Here is a 15394-nt window from a genome sequence, read left to right as displayed (position 1 = left end):
CCGGGGGCGAGGGGCACGCTCTAAGCCAGTTTGATCCACGAGATGCCAGGCGATGTGGAGGTGCAGAAATACAGGCTGGCGATCTTGTCGCCGCGTTCGTTGGTCGTCTGCGTCACCAGAAAATCTCCCGGCATGGGCGTGCCGCCGACATCCGACGGCGATCGAGCGTCATGAGGGCGGAGATGAAGTTGCGGGGCCTTGACCGAACCGAAAGTGCCACCGCGGTCTTCGGTGGAGTCACCGGATACCCCTGGTCCGGAGTCCGATACGCCTGACACGCCGCTGCTCGTCGATGAGACCCCGAGCACGCCCATATCCCTGAATTGCTGTGGCGTCGGCATCGGAGTGCCGCCGGAGATGCCCACGACACCGGCGGCGCCACCGCCGAGGTCCACGACGGGCGCGTCCGGGTCGCCATTGTTTCCCCGGTTTATACCACCTCGCCCCAGTATCCCGGCACCCGCGTACTCCGGGCCAAGGAGGATCGGGGGCGAAGTGCTGTCCACGCGCCTGGTGTGAGCGACGGCGTCGGCCCCCTGCCCGAACACGCCGACATTCCCCGTCTCTGCGGGCTTGGGGATTTGCGAGGACCCGCCGGCCGACGCGATGACGCCGGGGCCTTGTGGGCTGCGGTCATCCTCGGTGAGAAAGTCGATGTCGACGGTGCCGCCCTGGGATCGCAGCCCAGGCCCCGCCCGGTGCTGCGTGATCGAGGACGTCACTCCTCCTGCGCCGCCCTGCGCGTGCAGGCCGGTCCCGCCGCCGCCGGCGACGGCGTGCACACCGGTGCCGCGATTGAGCCCGCCTTGCCCGATGACGCCCGTACCGCCCTGGACCCCACCGGGAGGTATGGGGTTCGATCCGACCCCCTGGATTCCATGAAGGGTGTTCTTCGGGCGGAGATCGCCATCCTGTGGGCGAACGTGAAGGATGGCGGTGCCGTTGAAGTCGACATCCTGCTCTGACGGAATCGCCCCTATGAGATAGGTCGTCGACTCCGCCGTCGTCGTTCGCCCTGCTTCGATTTCATCGCCACTGGACACAATATCTCCTTTCGTCGCGTCAACCATTACCTGGAGCATGGGAGAATCGGGATGCAAGAGGATCGATTGATCGATCGTGGGTAGCATGGCAATGAGTGATGACATGCCGGGTGTGCACCGGAGCGGCATGTGAACGACGCCCGACAGGGACGCGTTTTCGCAGGTCTCACGAACTCGACCACGGTCTTCGTGGTGGAGATTGCATGCTAACTGATTGATTCCTGGAATCGCCCGCAATGACCGGACTCGGACAGGCGCGCGAACGCGGCGAACCTTTTTCAGCGGCGGTGTGACACGAAGAGGATCCCGGGAGAAAAGAGATCAGCCGGACAGTCGGATCACCGAGAAGTCCCCGCCCTGCGGGTCCCTCAGCATCGCGAAACGGCCCGCGGGGATGTCGGTCGGCGGCATCCGCACCGCGCCGCCCAGCTCGGCGGCGCGGGCGGCGGCCTCGTCGCAGCCGGCCACCGCGAAGTACACCGACCAGTGCGGCGGGACCTCCGCCGGCCACCGCTCGTCCATCCGGATCATCCCGCCGAACGGCGCACCGCCGGGAACGCTCCACTCGGTGTAGGTCTCGGTGTGGGTCTCGGTGTGGGTCTCGGCGGAACCGCCGACCGGGTGGGGCTCGCCGCGCCAGCCGAAGACCTCGCCGTAGAACGCCCGCGCCGCGCCTACGTCGCGGCAGGCCAGCTCGCTCCAGCAGAAGGCGCCCGGCTCGTTCACCACGCCCGCGCCCGGGAACGCCAGCGGCTGCCAGGCGCCCAGCACCGCGCCCACCGAGTCGGCGAAGATCGCCATCCGCCCCTGGTCGAGGATGTCCATCGGCTCCAGCAGCACCTGGCCGCCGTCGGCGCGGACCGCGCCGACGGCCGCGTCCAGGTCGGCGACGCTCACATAGGTCGTCCACGCCACCGGCTCGCCCTCGACCGTCTGCGGCATCAGCGCCGCCACGGGACGGCCGTCGTCCGGGCCGAGCGTCATCATCGTGTAGCCGCCCGCCACCGGCGGCGAGGGCAGCGCGTACCAGCCGAACAGGCCGCCGTAGAACGCCTTGGCGGACGCGATGTCGGGGGTGCCGAGGTCGATCCAGCAGGGGGTGCCCGGCTCGTACGAACGTCTGTCCGGCATGTCCCGGCTCCGTCCTCGCGCTCCGTCCAGTCCGCGGCTACCTGAAGCCTAGGCCGCGGCCGGTAAAGGCCCGGGCAGCCTCCGCACAAGCCCTGGCCGCCCACGGGCGCTCAGGCCACGGTGATCTCCGCGCCGGCGGAGACCGCCCTGGCGATCCGGGCCGGGATCCGGGTGACCGTCCCGCCCTCGTCGTACCGGCGCAGGACCAGCCGGGCGACGGCGTCGTGCGCGCCGATCGGCGCGCTGACGTGGTCGGCGCCCGCCGCGCGCATCCGCTCGTGGAAGTGCCCCGGCGCCAGCAGGTACGAGGCGACCAGGACCCGCCCGGCGCCGCGCGCCCGCTGCTCGGCGACCACGTCGGCCAGCGCCGGGCCGCCCGCCGCGACGAACCCGTACGGCACCGGCCGCCCCAGCCGCCGCGACAGCAGCCTGGCGGCGGCGCGGACGTCGGCGACGCCCGCCCGGTCCGAGGAGCCCGCCGCGCCCAGCACCACCGCGTCCGACGGGCCCGGAACCCCCTCGGGCACCGCCGCCAGCCGGTCGGCGAGGGCGGCGGCGAGCAGGGGATGCGGCCCCAGCGGACCGGCCGTCACGGCCCCGGGCCGCAGGCGTTCCACCCGCCGGGGAATGTCGATCAGAGCGTGGTAGCCGCGGGCCAGCATCAGCGGGACGGCCACCACCGGGCCTTCGTCCCCCCGCGCCGCCTCCTCCAGGGACGGCGCGGCCAGCTCGGCGTACCCCTCCCTCACCGGCAGCCCCGGCCGGCGGGCGCGCACCCGGTCCAGCAGGTCCCGCACGGTCGCCGGACCGGCCGGATCGCGGGTGCCGTGGGCGACGGCCAGCAGCGCCGGTTCACCCACCGGACCCCGCCCGCGCCGTCTCCACCAGCCGCGGGTCGCACGCCAGCCGGTACCCGCGCTTGACCACCGTCTCCACGATCCCCGAACGCCCCAGCCCGCGCCGCAGCCGGGCGACGGCCATCTCGACCGCGTGCTCGTCGGCCTGCGGGCGGCCGTCGCGCGACCAGGGCGTGCCGCCCACGATCAGCCGGCTGGGCAGCACCCCGCACAGCTCCGCCCGGGACACCACGTGCCCGGGACGGCGCGCCAGCGCCCGCAGGATCGCCATCGGCGCCGGGGCGATCGGGCGCAGCTGGCCGTCCAGGACGACGGCGTGGCCGCGCAGTTCCAGCGCGATCCCCCGGACCTCCAGCAGCCGCGACCGCCGCCGCGGCAGGTCCGACACCAGCGCCCGCACCAGCGCCCCGATCCGCGCCCGCTCCGGCTGGACGGTCGGCACGCCCCGTTCCACCAGGGCCTGCGCGGTGACCGGCCCGACGCAGGCCGCCACCACATGGGTGCGCAGCGCCTCGATCAGCGGCTCCTCCAGGCCGTCCTCGGCCGCCACCGCCAGGGTCGCGGCCACCGCGGGCGAGGAGGTGAAGGTGATGGCGTCGACCGTGCCCGCCACCGCCTGCCCGACCAGGCGGCGCAGCGGGGTGGAGTCGTCGGTCCGCGACCACCGGTACACCGGGATCTCGATCACCTCGGCGCCGGCGGCGCGCAGCGCGTCGGAGAACTCCGGCAGCTCCTCCCCGTACAGCTGCACCGCGACCCGGGCGCCGGCCAGGTCCTTCTCCAGCAGGTGCTTGAGCACCTCGGCGCAGCTCTCCGAGTCCGGCGACCAGCGTTCCTGCAGCCCGGCCTGGCGGATCGCGCCGCGCGACTTGGGCCCGCGGGCCAGGATGTCCACCTGGGACAGCCGTTCGATCAGGCCGTCGCGCAGCCCCCACCCGTCGGCGGTCTCCAGCCAGGCCCGGAACCCGATCCCGGTGGTGACCACCACGTGGTCGAGCGGGCTCTGGATGCACTCCTGGGTGGCGTGCAGCAGCTCGGCGTCGTCGGACAGCGGGATCAGCCGGATCGCGGGAGCGTTGACGACCCGGGCGCCGCGCCGTTCCAGCAGCGTGGCCAGTTCCTCGTGGCGGCGGGCCGCGGTCACTCCGACCGCGAACCCGGCGAGGGGCTCACTCTCGGTGTTCATCGGGCAGCGCCACCTCCACGCGGCCGGTGTCGGGATTCCGGCGGACCGGGAAGGTGCGCAGGGTGACGTCCGGATCGTCCAGGCAGGCTCCGGTGCGCAGGTCGAAGACCTGCTTGAACATGGGCGAGGCGACGGTGGGGGCGCCGCCGCGGGTGCCCAGGATCCCGCGGGAGATCACGTACGCGCCGCTGAACGGGTCCAGGTTCGAGGTCGCGAACAGCTCGCCCTCGAACGTGAGGAACAGCGCCACCTGGACGCCCTCCACCATCGCGCAGGCGCCGCGTTCGGGCATCAGCGTGGTGAACGGGCAGATGTCGTGCCAGCGCGTCGTGGCGCGGGTGCCGGAGCCGCGGGGCGGCGCGGCGGGTTCCCTGGTGAGAACGAGGTCGGGCGTCGTGGTCATCGTGCGGCCACCTCCAGCCGTGGACCGGTCACCAGGACCGGTTTGATCTGATCGCGCTCGGACTCGAAGACGATGCTCGGATCGGGGGTGTCGGGTGCGTTGACGAAGGAGACGAAGCGGCTGAGCTTGGCCGGGTCGCCGAGGGTGTCGCGCCACTCGTCGGAGTAGGAGCCCACGTGCCGGTCCATGGCGGCGTCCAGTTCCGCGCACAGGCCCAGCCGGTCCTCGACGATCACCTCGCGGAGGTAGTCCAGGCCGCCCTCCAGGCCCTCCAGCCAGGTCGCGGTCCGCTGCAGCCGGTCGGCGGTGCGGATGTAGAACATCAGGAACCGGTCGATGTAGCGGACCAGGGTCTCGTCGTCGAGGTCGGTGGCGAACAGGTCCGCGTGCCGCGGGCGCATCCCGCCGTTGCCGGCCAGGTAGAGGTTCCAGCCCCGCTCGGTCGCGATGATCCCGAAGTCCTTGCCCTGGGCCTCGGCGCACTCGCGGGCGCAGCCCGACACCGCGGACTTGAGCTTGTGCGGGGCGCGCAGGCCCCGGTACCGCAGCTCCAGCTTGATCGCCATGCCGACCGAGTCCTGGACGCCGTACCGGCACCAGGTGGAGCCGACGCAGGACTTCACCGTGCGCAGCGCCTTGCCGTAGGCGTGGCCGGACTCGAATCCGGCGTCCACCAGCCGCTTCCAGATCAGCGGCAGCTGCTCGACCCGGGCGCCGAACAGGTCGATCCGCTGCGCGCCGGTGATCTTGGTGTAGAGGCCGAACTCCCGGGCGACCTCCCCGATCACGATCAGCTTCTCCGGGGTGATCTCGCCGCCGGGCACCCGCGGCACCACCGAGTAGGTGCCATTCTTCTGCATGTTGGCCAGGAAGGCGTCGTTGGTGTCCTGCAGCGCGGCCTGCTCGCCGTCGAGGATGTGGCCGTTGCCCAGGCTGGCCAGGATCGAGGCCACCGCGGGCTTGCAGATGTCGCAGCCCCGGCCTCGGCCGTGGGCCTCGATGAGCCCGGTGAAGGTGGTGATGCCGGTGACCCGGACGATGTCGAACAGCTCGGCGCGGCTGTGGTCGAAGTGCTCGCACAGCGCCCGGCTGACCTCGATCCCGGCCGCGGTGAGCTCGGCGTCCAGGATCCTCTTGGCCAGCGGGACGCAGCTGCCGCAGGTGCTGCCGGCCCGGGTGCAGCCCTTGATCCCGGCGATGTCGGTCAGGCCCTCGTCGCGGATCGCGCACCGGATCGTCTCGGCGGTGACGTTGTTGCAGCTGCAGATCACGGTGCCGCCCGGCAGGTCGCCGCCGGCCGCCTCGGTGCCGCCGAACAGCGCCTGCTCGGGCGATCCGGGCAGCTCGGCGCCGATGTAGGCGCGCAGGGCCGGGTAGGACTCGGCGTCGCCGACCAGCACCCCGCCCAGCAGGGTGCGGGCGTCGTCGCTGACCACCAGCCGCTTGTAGATCCCGGCGACCGGGTCGGTGTAGGTGACGTCCAAAGCGCCCTGCTCGGGCCCGGCGAACGGGTCGCCGAAGCTGGCCACGTCCACGCCCATCAGCTTGAGCTTGGTCGACAGGTCGGCGCCCTCGAAACGGGCCGGGCTCGGCGTGCCCGCCGCCCGTGCCAGCAACCGGTCGGCGACCACCTCGGCCATGCTGAAACACGGCGCGACCAGCCCGTAGACCTGCCCGCCGATCAGGGCGCACTCCCCGATCGCGTAGATCGCGGGGTCCTCGGTACGGCAGGTGTCGTCCACGATGACGCCGCCGCGCTCCCCCACCGGCAGGCCGCACCCGCGGGCCAGGGCGTCGCGCGGGCGGACGCCGGCCGAGAAGACCACCACGCCGGCGTCCAGCGAGGTCCCGTCGGAGAGCGCGACCCGTGCCACGCCGCCGTCGTGGCCGGGCTCCAGGCCCGCCATCGGCGTCCCGGCGTGCACCTTCATGCCCAGGGCCTCGATGTGCCGCCGGAGCATCGCCCCGCCGCCCTCGTCGAGCTGGCGCGGCATCAGCCAGGGCGCGACCTCGACCACGTGGGTGTCGACGCCGAGGCCCTGGAGGGCCCTGGCCGCCTCCAGGCCGAGGAGCCCACCGCCGACGACCACTCCGGCCGCGGGCCTTGACGCTGTAAGGTCGGTGCAGTGGGCGCGGAGCGCGTCCAGGTCGTCGATGGTGCGGTAGACGAACACGCCCGGCAGGTCGTGCCCGGGGACCGGCGGCACGAACGGGGCCGAGCCGGTGGCCAGCACCAGCGCGTCGTAGCCGACCTCGCGCCCGGACGCGGTGCGCACCGTCCGGGCGTCCCGGTCGATCGCGGTCACCGGGTCGCCGGTCAGCAGCTCCACGTCCTCGTCATGCGCGGGGCAGGCCAGGTCGGCGTCCTCGGTCAGGTAGGAGGTGAGCGCCACCCGGTCGTAGGCAGGGCGGGTCTCCTCACCGATCACCGTCACGCGCCACGCGCCGGCCGTGTCGCGCTCGCGCAGGGCCTCGACGAGCCGGTGCCCGGCCGGTCCATGGCCGACGACGACCAGCTCCATGGGTTCGTCCCCTCCGTCGTTCATGGGGCCGATCCTCAGCAGGGGCCGTTTCGCGGTTGCGTCCCCTTTGTCACCGGCGTGTTAAAAGACGCTCACGTCGACATCGAATCGTGGTCATCTCGCAATCCGGGCCGCGGAATTTCACTTCGACTTTCCTGATAAGTGAAAACCCGCCGCGTTCTCCGGCCGTTATTCGGCCGGAGAACGCGGCAGGTCGGCGCCGTGCCCGTCAGCCCCCCGGAGCGGCGCCCACGCCGACCCGCACCTGCCCGGGGCCGTCGTGGTCCTGCTCGGCCAGCCAGTCGACGATCCCCGCGACGGTGTCCTGGCAGCCGCCGCATCCGGTGCTCGCCCGGGTACGCGCCGCCACCTCCTCCGCCGTGCGGGCGCCTTTCTCCCAGCACTCCAGGATCTGGCCCTTGGAAACGTTGTTGCAGTGACAGACCGTCGCCGCGTCCGGCATCCGCACCGGCGAATCGGCGGGCCGCGCGCCGCCCACGCCGGTGAAGAACAGGCTGAGCCGGTCGGCCGGCGGCGGCGCCGCCCGGTCGTACAGCTGGGTCAGCGTCCCGGCGGTGCCGGTCTCGCCGAGCAGGATCCCGCCGATCACCCGGCCCTCGCGGATGGCGACCTTCTTGTAGGTGCCGCGGCTCGCGTCGGCGAACCGGATGATCTCCACGTCGGGGTCGTCGTCGCCGTGATGGGTCTCCCCCATCGCCACCAGGTCCACGCCGGCCGCCTTCAGCCGGGTGATCTCCCGCGCCCCGGTGAACCGGGCCAGCGCGTCGGCGCCCGTCAGCAGGTCGGCCAGCACCGCGGCCTGCTCCCAGGCGGGCGCCACCAGCCCGTAGACGGTGCCGCCGTACTGCGAGCACTCCCCGATCGCCCGGACGGACGGATCCGACACCGAGCGCAGCGTCTCGTCGACCACGATCCCCCGGTCGACCTCCAGCCCGGCGGCCCGGGCCAGGCCCACCTCCGGCCGCACCCCGCAGGCGAGCACGACCAGGTCGGCGTCCAGGACCTCCGCGGCCTCCGCGGCCTCCGCGCCGCCGCCCGGCGCCGCCAGCTCGACCCCGTTCACCCGGGCGGCGCCGTCCCGGTCCGGGGCGGTGCGGATCCCGGTGACGACGGCCTCCAGGCGGGCCCGGACGCCCAGCCGGCCCAGGGTCCGGGCCAGCACCTTCCCGGCCCCCGCGTCCAGCTGCCGGTCCATGAGGTGCCCGGCCAGATGCGCCACCGTCACCTCCAGCCCGCGCCCGGCCAGCCCGCGGGCGGCCTCGACCCCCAGCAGCCCCCCGCCGATCACGACGGCGCGCCGGGCGCCCTCCGCCGCCCCGATGATCGCCTCGCAGTCGTCCAGGGTGCGGAACGCCACCGCCCCGGCGGGCAGCCCGCCCTCGGTCCCGGGTATCGGCGGCACGAACGAGCTGCTGCCCGTCGCGATCACCAGCGTCCCGTACGGCACCGCGGACCCGTCCGAGCCGTGCACCGTCCGGGCCTCGCGGTCGACGCGGACGACCTCCACCCCCAGGCGCGCGTCGACGCCGCTGGTCTCGTACCAGGCGGGGTCGACCAGGCCGATCTGGTCCGCCCTGGCCGCGCCGGCCAGCACGTTCGACAGCAGCACGCGGTTGTAGGGCCGCCGCGCCTCCGCGCCGAACACCGTCAGCGGCACCCGCGGGTCCCGGGCGCGGATCTCCGACACCAGCCGGGACCCCGCCATGCCGTTGCCGACGACGACGATGCCCCTCGGGACGGTCCCGGGCTCTTCGGCCTCCCTCGTCACGGCTTCCCTCGTCACGAACCGGCTCCTTCGTCATCGGGAGTGAGAACGGGTTCCAGCCGGACCGCGCAGACCTTGAACTCCGGCATCCGCGACATCGGGTCCAGCGCCGGGTTGGTGAGCAGGTTCGCCCTGCCCTCGCCCGCCCAGTGGAAGGGGATGAAGACGGTGTCCTGGCGGATCGCGTCGGTCAGCCGCGCCCGTACGGTGGCGGCACCGCGGCGGCTGGCCACCCGCACCCCGGCCCCCTCGGCGATGCCCAGCCGCTCGGCCAGGTCGGGGTGCAGCTCGACGAACGGCTCGGGCGCCGCGTCCACCAGGGGCCGTACGCGGCGCGTCTGGGCGCCGCTCTGGTACTGCGCGAGGACCCGGCCCGTGGTCAGGTACACCGGGTAGTCGGGGTCGACGTCCTCGGCGGCGCCGCGGTGCTCCACCGGCGTGAAGCGGGCCCGGCCGTCGGGCGTGGCGAAGCGGTCCAGGAACGGGCGGGGCGTGCCGGGGTGGTCCTCGGCCGGGCACGGCCAGAAGACCCCGCCCTCCTTCTCGATCCGCTCGTAGGTGATGCCGGAGTAGTCGGCCGGGCCGCCCGCGCTGGCCTCGCGCAGTTCCTCGAAGACCTCGGCGGGCTCCTCGCTCCAGGTGCCGGGCGCCTGCAGCCGGTCGGCGAGCACGGCCAGGATCTGCAGGTCGGTCCGCACCCCGGCGGGCGGGCGCACCGCCTGCCTGCGCCGCAGGACCCGGCCCTCCAGGTTGGTCATCGTCCCCGACTCCTCCGCCCACTGCGCGGTCGGCAGGACGACGTCGGCGCGGCGCGCGGTCTCCGAGGGCACGAAGTCGGCGACGGCGAGGAAGTCCAGCGCGTCCAGCCGCTCCTCCACCGCCGACGCCCGCGGCGCGGACACGACCGGGTTGGACCCGAAGAGCAGCATCGCCTTGGGGCCGTCCGGGGTGCCCAGCGCCGACAGCAGCTCGTAGGCGGAACGGCCCGGCCCCGGCAGGTCGGCGGGGTCCACGCCCCACACGGCGGCGACATGGGCGCGCGCCGCCGGGTCGTCGATCCGGCGGTACCCGGGGAGCTGGTCGGCCTTCTGCCCGTGCTCGCGTCCGCCCTGGCCGTTGCCCTGGCCGGTCAGGCAGCCGTAGCCCGACCCGGGGCGGCCGGGCAGCCCCAGCGCCAGCGCCAGGTTGATGAACGCGGTCACCATGTCGGTGCCGCGGGCGTGCTGCTCGGCGCCGCGGGCGGTGAGGACGTAGGACCGCTCGCCGCGGGCCAGCAGCCGGACGGCCTCCCGCATGTGGGGTACGGGCACCCCGGTGATCCGCTCGACCCGGTCCGGCCAGTAGGCGTTGACGACCGTGCGGACCGCCTCGAACCCGCCGGTCCGCTCGGCGAGGTAGTCCTCGTCCAGCAGGCCCTCGGAGACGGCCAGGTGCAGCAGTCCGTTGGCCAGGGCCAGGTCGGTGCCGGGGGTGGGCTGCAGGTGCAGGTCGGCCTGCCGGGCGGTGGTGGTACGGCGCGGATCGACCACGATCAGCGCGCCGCCCGCCCGCTGGAGGTCGGTGAGGTGCCGCATGAACGGCGGCATCGTCTCGGCGACGTTCCCGCCGGCGAGCAGGACCGCGTCGGCGCGGCCCAGGTCGGTGATCGGGCCCGGCAGCCCCCGGTCCATCCCGAAGGCCCGGCCCGAGGCCGCGGCGGCCGAGGACATGCAGAACCGGCCGTTGTAGTCGATCTGGGAGGTGCGCAGCGCGATCCGGGCGAACTTCCCGAGCTGGTAGGCCTTCTCGTTGGTCAGCCCGCCGCCGCCGAAGACCGCGACCGCGTCCGGGCCGTACGCGCCCTGGAGCCGCGTGATCTCCGATACGACGCGGTCGACGGCCTGGTCCCATGTGCAGGGCTCCAGGGGCGCGTCCCGCGAGGCCCGCATCAGCGGCGAGGTCAGGCGGTCGGGGACCGTGAGCATCTCGGCGGCCGTCCAGCCCTTCTGGCACAGCCCGCCGCGGTTGGCGGGCACGTCCTCGCGGGGCGTGACCCGCAGCGGGCCGCCCGGCTCCGCCGCGTCACCGCCCAGCGACATGCCGCACTGCAACGCGCAGTAAGGACAGTGCGTCGGGGTATCGGTCATGGCCCCGAGCGTGTGCGGGCACCGTTTCGCGGGTGGGTCCCGCGTGTGACCCGGCTGTTAAAAGCGGCTCACGCGGGGTCGTTCCCCAAGGTCAAGCGCCGTATGGGAACGGGCCGCCCGCGGGGCCGTCGCGCCGGTCGGCGGCCATTGACGATCACGTGTCAAGCGTTGTCCACGACTGTCAATGCCCTTTCGTCACTCCCCGGCCGGTTACCGAACGGATCCTCGGCGGCCCGCCGGACCGGCACGTGAAGCGGCCCCGGCCTGCGGCGGCCCCCGATCGGCCCGGGCCGGTGCGGCCTAACCTCGGAGCATGCCCGACGTTGCTTACTATGCCTCGCTGCCGCGCACCCGCGGCGCCGCCGCCGCCCTGCTGCTCGACGACCTCGGCCGGGTCCTGCTGGTGAAGCCCACCTACAAGGAGGGCTGGTTCCTGCCCGGCGGGGTCATCGAGGAGGGCGAGTCCCCGCTGGCGGCGTGCGTGCGCGAGTGCGAGGAGGAGCTCGGCCTGGTCCCCCGGCTCGACGGGATGGTCTGCGTGGACTGGGGGCCGCCGCGCGGCGAGGGCGTGGACGCCGTCAACGTGTTCGTGTTCGCCGGCACGATCACGGCCGCGCAGATCGGCGCGATCCGGCTGCCCCCCGACGAGCTGTCCGGCCACGTGCTGGTGGCGCCGGAGCGGGTGCCCGAGTTCGCCCCGCCGCACATCGCCCGGCGGATGCCCCACAGCCTGCGCGGGATGGCCGAACGGCGCGCGGTCTACCTGGAGGACGGCCGGGTGCCGGCGTTCGGCCAGGCTCCCCTCGCCGCCGGGTAGATTCCGGCCGCCGAACGGGTAGGGGCCAGGACACGGAGGGACGACGGCCGGCGCCGCGCGCCGGCCTTCACGGGGGAGGACCGTCCATGGCGGCATGCGAAGTCTGCGGCAACGACTACGCGTTGAGTTTCGAGGTGCACGCCCAGGGGGCCGTGCACACCTTCGACTCGTTCGAGTGCGCGATCACGCGGATGGCGCCGATCTGCGAGCACTGCCAGTGCCGGATCCTCGGCCACGGGATCGAGGTCGACCGGCACTGGTACTGCTGCGCGCACTGCGCCCGCGCCGCCGACCCGCGCGCGGCCGAACTGGTCGCCGACAGGGCCTGACCGGCGGCGACACGGGGGCGGGACGCCGGGCGCGGGCAACGGCCCGGCGGCCGGAGCGGCCCGCCCGCCCTCACATCATCGGTGACGGGGAGTGCAGTGGAATTATCACTGCCGCATTACGCGACACACACCGGCGAAATCCGGGGTTCCTAGTTTTCGGGGCGTACCGACCACAAGGAGTCCCCGATGACGGTCACCACCGACGCCGAGGCGCGCGGCCGCGGCTATCCGCTGACCCGGCTCAAGGGCCGCTGGATCGACGACTGGCGGCCCGAGGAGCCGGAGTTCTGGGCGCAGGGCGGGGCGAGGGTCGCCCGGCGCAACCTGATCTTCTCGATCTTCTCCGAGCACATCGGGTTCTCGGTATGGACGCTGTGGTCCGTGCTGGTGCTGTTCCTCGGCCCCGCGTACGGGATCGACCCGGCGGGCAAGTTCCTGCTGACCGCGGTCCCGGCTCTCATCGGGTCGGCGCTGCGCATCCCCTACACGTTCGCGGTCGCCCGATTCGGCGGGCGCAACTGGACGATCGTCAGCGCCGCGCTGCTGCTGGTGCCCTCGGTGCTGGCGGCGTTCCTCATCGAGCCGGGCGTCTCCTACTCCACGCTGCTGGTCCTGGCGGCCGTCGCCGGCGTCGGCGGCGGCAACTTCGCCTCCTCGATGGCCAACATCAACGCCTTCTACCCGCAGCGCCTCAAGGGCTGGGCGCTGGGCATCAACGCCGGGGGCGGCAACCTGGGCGTCGCGGTCGTCCAGCTCGTCGGGCTGGCGGTCCTGGCCACCGCCGGCAACGGCAGCCCCGGCCTGGTCGCCGGGATCTACATCCCGTTCATCGTGCTGGCCGCGCTCGGCTCGGCCCTGTACATGGACAACCTGTCGCAGGCCCGCAACGACAGGCGGGCGATGCGGGACGTGGCCAGGGACCCCCACACCTGGATCATGTCGGTGCTGTACATCGGCACGTTCGGCTCGTTCATCGGGTTCGGGTTCGCGTTCGGCCAGGTCCTCCAGGTGCAGTTCAAGGCCGAGTTCGACACCCCGATCAAGGCGGCCTACCTGACCTTCCTCGGCCCGCTGCTGGGCTCGCTGATCCGCCCCGTCGGCGGCTGGCTCGCCGACCGGCTGGGCGGCGCCCGGGTGACGTTCTGGAACTTCGTGGCGATGGCCGCCGCGGCGGTCGTGGTGCTGGCGGCCTCGCTGCAGGCGTCGCTGCCGATGTTCCTGACCGGCTTCATCCTGCTGTTCGTCTTCAGCGGGATCGGCAACGGCTCGACCTACAAGATGATCCCGGCCATCTTCCGCGCCAGGGCCCAGCTCGGCGTGGCCAACGGCGGGGACGCCGCGGCGGCCGAGCACGAGGCCCGGCGCCTGGCCGGGGCGCTGATCGGCATCGCGGGCGCCGTCGGAGCGTTCGGCGGCGTGCTGGTCAACATCGCCTTCCGCCAGTCGTTCCTGACCTACAAGACCGGCGACGCGGCCTACATCGCCTTCATCGCCTTCTACGCGCTGTGCTTCGCCCTGACCTGGCTGGTCTACATCCGCACCCACCCCAGGAAGCTGGCCGGCGTCTGACCGCGCCTCCCGCCCCCGGTCTCAGATCGCCGGGCCCCGCCGCGAGCGGGGCCCGGCGCATCCGCGCGCGGGGGGCCGCTCACCGGGCTCCGGCTCCCGCGGCCAGCGCGGCGAGCGGCCCGAGGAGCGCAGCACCGACTCCCACGCGTCGCCGGAGGACAGCGGAAGGTGCGGGACGCCCCAGTGCCAGGCCGACACCAGCAGCTCCGGGTCGTCCGGGCGGTAGTCGGTGCCGGCGGCGCGGGCCAGGTCCCAGGCGTGCAGGTGCCACTCGACGCACGCGGCGCCCGCGTGGTCGCCGACCGTGTACTTGGTGCCCCGGTAGATCAGATGGGTGCGGTCCCACATGTCGGGCAGCAGATCGGCGTACGCGCCCGCCGAGACGGTGAAGGCCATGATCCGGTCGGCCGCCGGCTCGGGCGGGAGCACCGCCAGCTCGGCGGCGTTCTGCCGGGCCTGCTGGCGGATCAGGACGGCGGCCGCGGCGTCCCGGGCGAACAGCTTGGCCAGCCGGCTGTCGGGCGAGTCCTGGAGGTACTCCAGGTAGTTCTCCGCCACGCAGCGCAGGTGGCCGGCCAGGTCGGCCGCCTGCCAGTCGGCGCAGGGGGTCGGCGCGTCCCAGTCGCGGACGCGGGCCGACAGCGCGCGGATCGCCCGTACCCCGTCCTGATAGGACTCCAGGACGCGATGCCGGTCAGGCGGCGTGCGCTCCATGGTCTCCCCCCGCGATCAGAACACCGGGCGTCCCCGGCCGGCCCCGGCCCCCGCACCCGGACCACCGCGCCCCGGCCCCCGCGGCCCCTCGAAGGCGCGGCGCCCCGGCGGTCCCCCGAGTGGGTACATTCTCAGAGTTCGGCGGCCGGTGCCACTGGATGAGGCGATGTCATGACGCCGAGTCACCGCCCCGTGGCGGCACCGGCACCGCGCCGGCCCCGGCGCCCCCGCGCCGTGCCGGCCCGCCGGCGGGCCCGTTCAGCGCGCCACGGCCGGAATCGTGCGGAAGCCGAGCCGGTGCGCCTCACGGGCGGTGCGCAGCCGGTCGACCTCGTCGGTCCACGGCCGGACGGCGGGCCGGGCCTTGGCCTGGCGGAAGGCGATCTCCGCGGCCCGCCGCGCCTTGCCGTCGGCGCCCTCGGGCACGTAGATCTTCGGCCCCGCCGCGACCCGCTCGGCGGCCTCGGCCGCCAGCAGCGCCCGCGTCAGCGCCTCGTCGAAGGCGATCGTCTCCGGGCGCGGCCCGGCGTCGGAGGCGCCGCCCCCCTGCGCGGCGCGCAGCGCCTGCTCGGCCTCGGTGGCCTCCGCCAGCCTGTCGCGGTAGGTCTCGGCGAGCGCCCTGTCGGCCTCCAGCAGTTCCGCGACGTCCTTGCTCACCCGGCGGCCCAGCGGCATATCCGTGCTCCTCATGGTCCTGCGCCATCAATCCGATCGGTGCAAGCGTACGCGCGCCCTCCGGCGCGTCGCGCCGCGGGACACACGAGCCCCTCCCTTTACACAGTAAGGTAACCGCTGGGTGGCCGGTCACCACGCGTGTCGGAGGCCCGTGCGATCTTAGACTGCCTCCCACGAGAGGGAGCCCGGCCCCGTCCGCGCTCTCCGCGAGGTGTTCCACCGGACGTCCAGGCACG

Annotated in this window: 13 protein-coding genes; 3 read left to right on the top strand and 10 right to left on the bottom strand. The window is 73.7% G+C overall.

All coding sequences use genetic code 11. From position 1 onward, the window contains the following. Nucleotides 1-20 precede the first annotated feature (20 nt). The 8 genes from IW256_RS17625 to IW256_RS17590 all read right to left on the bottom strand — a co-directional run bounded on the left by IW256_RS17625 (nucleotide 21) and on the right by IW256_RS17590 (nucleotide 11054). The gene (locus IW256_RS17625) at nucleotides 21-1148 is read right to left on the bottom strand and encodes a hypothetical protein (protein WP_197012027.1); all 1128 of its coding nucleotides are present in this window, start codon (nucleotides 1146-1148) and stop codon (nucleotides 21-23) included. Nucleotides 1149-1364: 216 nt separating this feature from the next. Next, a complete protein-coding gene (locus tag IW256_RS17620; RefSeq protein WP_197012026.1) occupies nucleotides 1365-2174 on the bottom strand; it encodes a VOC family protein in 810 nt (269 codons plus the stop codon). A 110-nt stretch (nucleotides 2175-2284) separates the two neighbouring features. After that, complete coding sequence (locus tag IW256_RS17615; RefSeq protein ID WP_197012025.1) at nucleotides 2285-3034, bottom strand: sirohydrochlorin chelatase; 750 nt, start codon at nucleotides 3032-3034, stop codon at nucleotides 2285-2287. After that, a complete protein-coding gene (locus IW256_RS17610) occupies nucleotides 3027-4217 on the bottom strand; it encodes a uroporphyrinogen-III synthase (RefSeq protein ID WP_197012024.1) in 1191 nt (396 codons plus the stop codon). The genes IW256_RS17615 and IW256_RS17610 overlap by 8 nt, the downstream gene beginning before the upstream one ends. After that, nucleotides 4201-4620 (bottom strand): nitrite reductase small subunit NirD, encoded by a 420-nt coding sequence (gene nirD / locus IW256_RS17605; RefSeq protein ID WP_197012023.1) that lies wholly within the window; start codon nucleotides 4618-4620, stop codon nucleotides 4201-4203. Before nirD ends, IW256_RS17610 begins: the two co-directional genes overlap by 17 nt. Continuing rightward, nucleotides 4617-7166 carry a nitrite reductase large subunit NirB gene (gene nirB, locus IW256_RS17600; protein ID WP_231403823.1) on the bottom strand — a complete coding sequence of 850 codons (2550 nt, stop codon included), beginning with the start codon at nucleotides 7164-7166 and terminating at the stop codon, nucleotides 4617-4619. The genes nirD and nirB overlap by 4 nt, the downstream gene beginning before the upstream one ends. Before the next feature lie 205 nt (nucleotides 7167-7371). Beyond that, a complete protein-coding gene (locus tag IW256_RS17595) occupies nucleotides 7372-8946 on the bottom strand; it encodes an FAD-dependent oxidoreductase (RefSeq protein WP_307828928.1) in 1575 nt (524 codons plus the stop codon). Then, nucleotides 8943-11054 (bottom strand): molybdopterin oxidoreductase family protein, encoded by a 2112-nt coding sequence (locus IW256_RS17590; protein WP_197012022.1) that lies wholly within the window; start codon nucleotides 11052-11054, stop codon nucleotides 8943-8945. The genes IW256_RS17595 and IW256_RS17590 overlap by 4 nt, the downstream gene beginning before the upstream one ends. Before the next feature lie 313 nt (nucleotides 11055-11367). Between IW256_RS17590 and IW256_RS17585 the strand changes: the two genes are divergently transcribed. The 3 genes from IW256_RS17585 to IW256_RS17575 all read left to right on the top strand — a co-directional run bounded on the left by IW256_RS17585 (nucleotide 11368) and on the right by IW256_RS17575 (nucleotide 13769). Next, complete coding sequence (locus IW256_RS17585; RefSeq protein WP_197012021.1) at nucleotides 11368-11871, top strand: NUDIX domain-containing protein; 504 nt, start codon at nucleotides 11368-11370, stop codon at nucleotides 11869-11871. Nucleotides 11872-11957: 86 nt separating this feature from the next. After that, the gene (locus IW256_RS17580) at nucleotides 11958-12200 is read left to right on the top strand and encodes a hypothetical protein (protein ID WP_197012020.1); all 243 of its coding nucleotides are present in this window, start codon (nucleotides 11958-11960) and stop codon (nucleotides 12198-12200) included. Nucleotides 12201-12386: 186 nt separating this feature from the next. Further along, nucleotides 12387-13769 carry a nitrate/nitrite transporter gene (locus tag IW256_RS17575; protein ID WP_197012019.1) on the top strand — a complete coding sequence of 461 codons (1383 nt, stop codon included), beginning with the start codon at nucleotides 12387-12389 and terminating at the stop codon, nucleotides 13767-13769. Nucleotides 13770-13790: 21 nt separating this feature from the next. Here the strand turns inward: IW256_RS17575 and IW256_RS17570 are convergent, their stop codons facing one another. Then, entirely contained in the window at nucleotides 13791-14483 is a 693-nt protein-coding gene (locus tag IW256_RS17570) for a maleylpyruvate isomerase N-terminal domain-containing protein (RefSeq protein ID WP_197012018.1), read from the bottom strand. A 258-nt stretch (nucleotides 14484-14741) separates the two neighbouring features. After that, entirely contained in the window at nucleotides 14742-15173 is a 432-nt protein-coding gene (locus IW256_RS17565) for a plectin (RefSeq protein ID WP_231403822.1), read from the bottom strand. Between the last annotated feature and the right edge of the window lie 221 nt (nucleotides 15174-15394).

It is taken from the genome of Actinomadura viridis (genome assembly GCF_015751755.1).
GTDB classification, from domain to species: Bacteria; Actinomycetota; Actinomycetes; order Streptosporangiales; family Streptosporangiaceae; genus Spirillospora; species Spirillospora viridis.
Note: the sequence above shows the minus strand (reverse complement) of the source record. Positions and strands in the feature narration are given on the sequence as shown.

Excerpts from the sequence above, each read along its gene's own strand:
- IW256_RS17625 (WP_197012027.1), bottom strand. The coding sequence starts at position 1,148 with ATGTCATCACTCATTGCCATGCTACCCACGATCGATCAATCGATCCTC.
- IW256_RS17620 (WP_197012026.1), bottom strand. The coding sequence starts at position 2,174 with ATGCCGGACAGACGTTCGTACGAGCCGGGCACCCCCTGCTGGATCGAC.
- IW256_RS17610 (WP_197012024.1), bottom strand. The coding sequence starts at position 4,217 with ATGAACACCGAGAGTGAGCCCCTCGCCGGGTTCGCGGTCGGAGTGACC.
- nirD (WP_197012023.1), bottom strand. The coding sequence starts at position 4,620 with ATGACCACGACGCCCGACCTCGTTCTCACCAGGGAACCCGCCGCGCCG.
- nirB (WP_231403823.1), bottom strand. The coding sequence starts at position 7,166 with ATGAACGACGGAGGGGACGAACCCATGGAGCTGGTCGTCGTCGGCCAT.
- IW256_RS17590 (WP_197012022.1), bottom strand. The coding sequence starts at position 11,054 with ATGACCGATACCCCGACGCACTGTCCTTACTGCGCGTTGCAGTGCGGC.
- IW256_RS17585 (WP_197012021.1), top strand. The coding sequence starts at position 11,368 with ATGCCCGACGTTGCTTACTATGCCTCGCTGCCGCGCACCCGCGGCGCC.
- IW256_RS17580 (WP_197012020.1), top strand. The coding sequence starts at position 11,958 with ATGGCGGCATGCGAAGTCTGCGGCAACGACTACGCGTTGAGTTTCGAG.
- IW256_RS17575 (WP_197012019.1), top strand. The coding sequence starts at position 12,387 with ATGACGGTCACCACCGACGCCGAGGCGCGCGGCCGCGGCTATCCGCTG.
- IW256_RS17570 (WP_197012018.1), bottom strand. The coding sequence starts at position 14,483 with ATGGAGCGCACGCCGCCTGACCGGCATCGCGTCCTGGAGTCCTATCAG.
- IW256_RS17565 (WP_231403822.1), bottom strand. The coding sequence starts at position 15,173 with ATGAGGAGCACGGATATGCCGCTGGGCCGCCGGGTGAGCAAGGACGTC.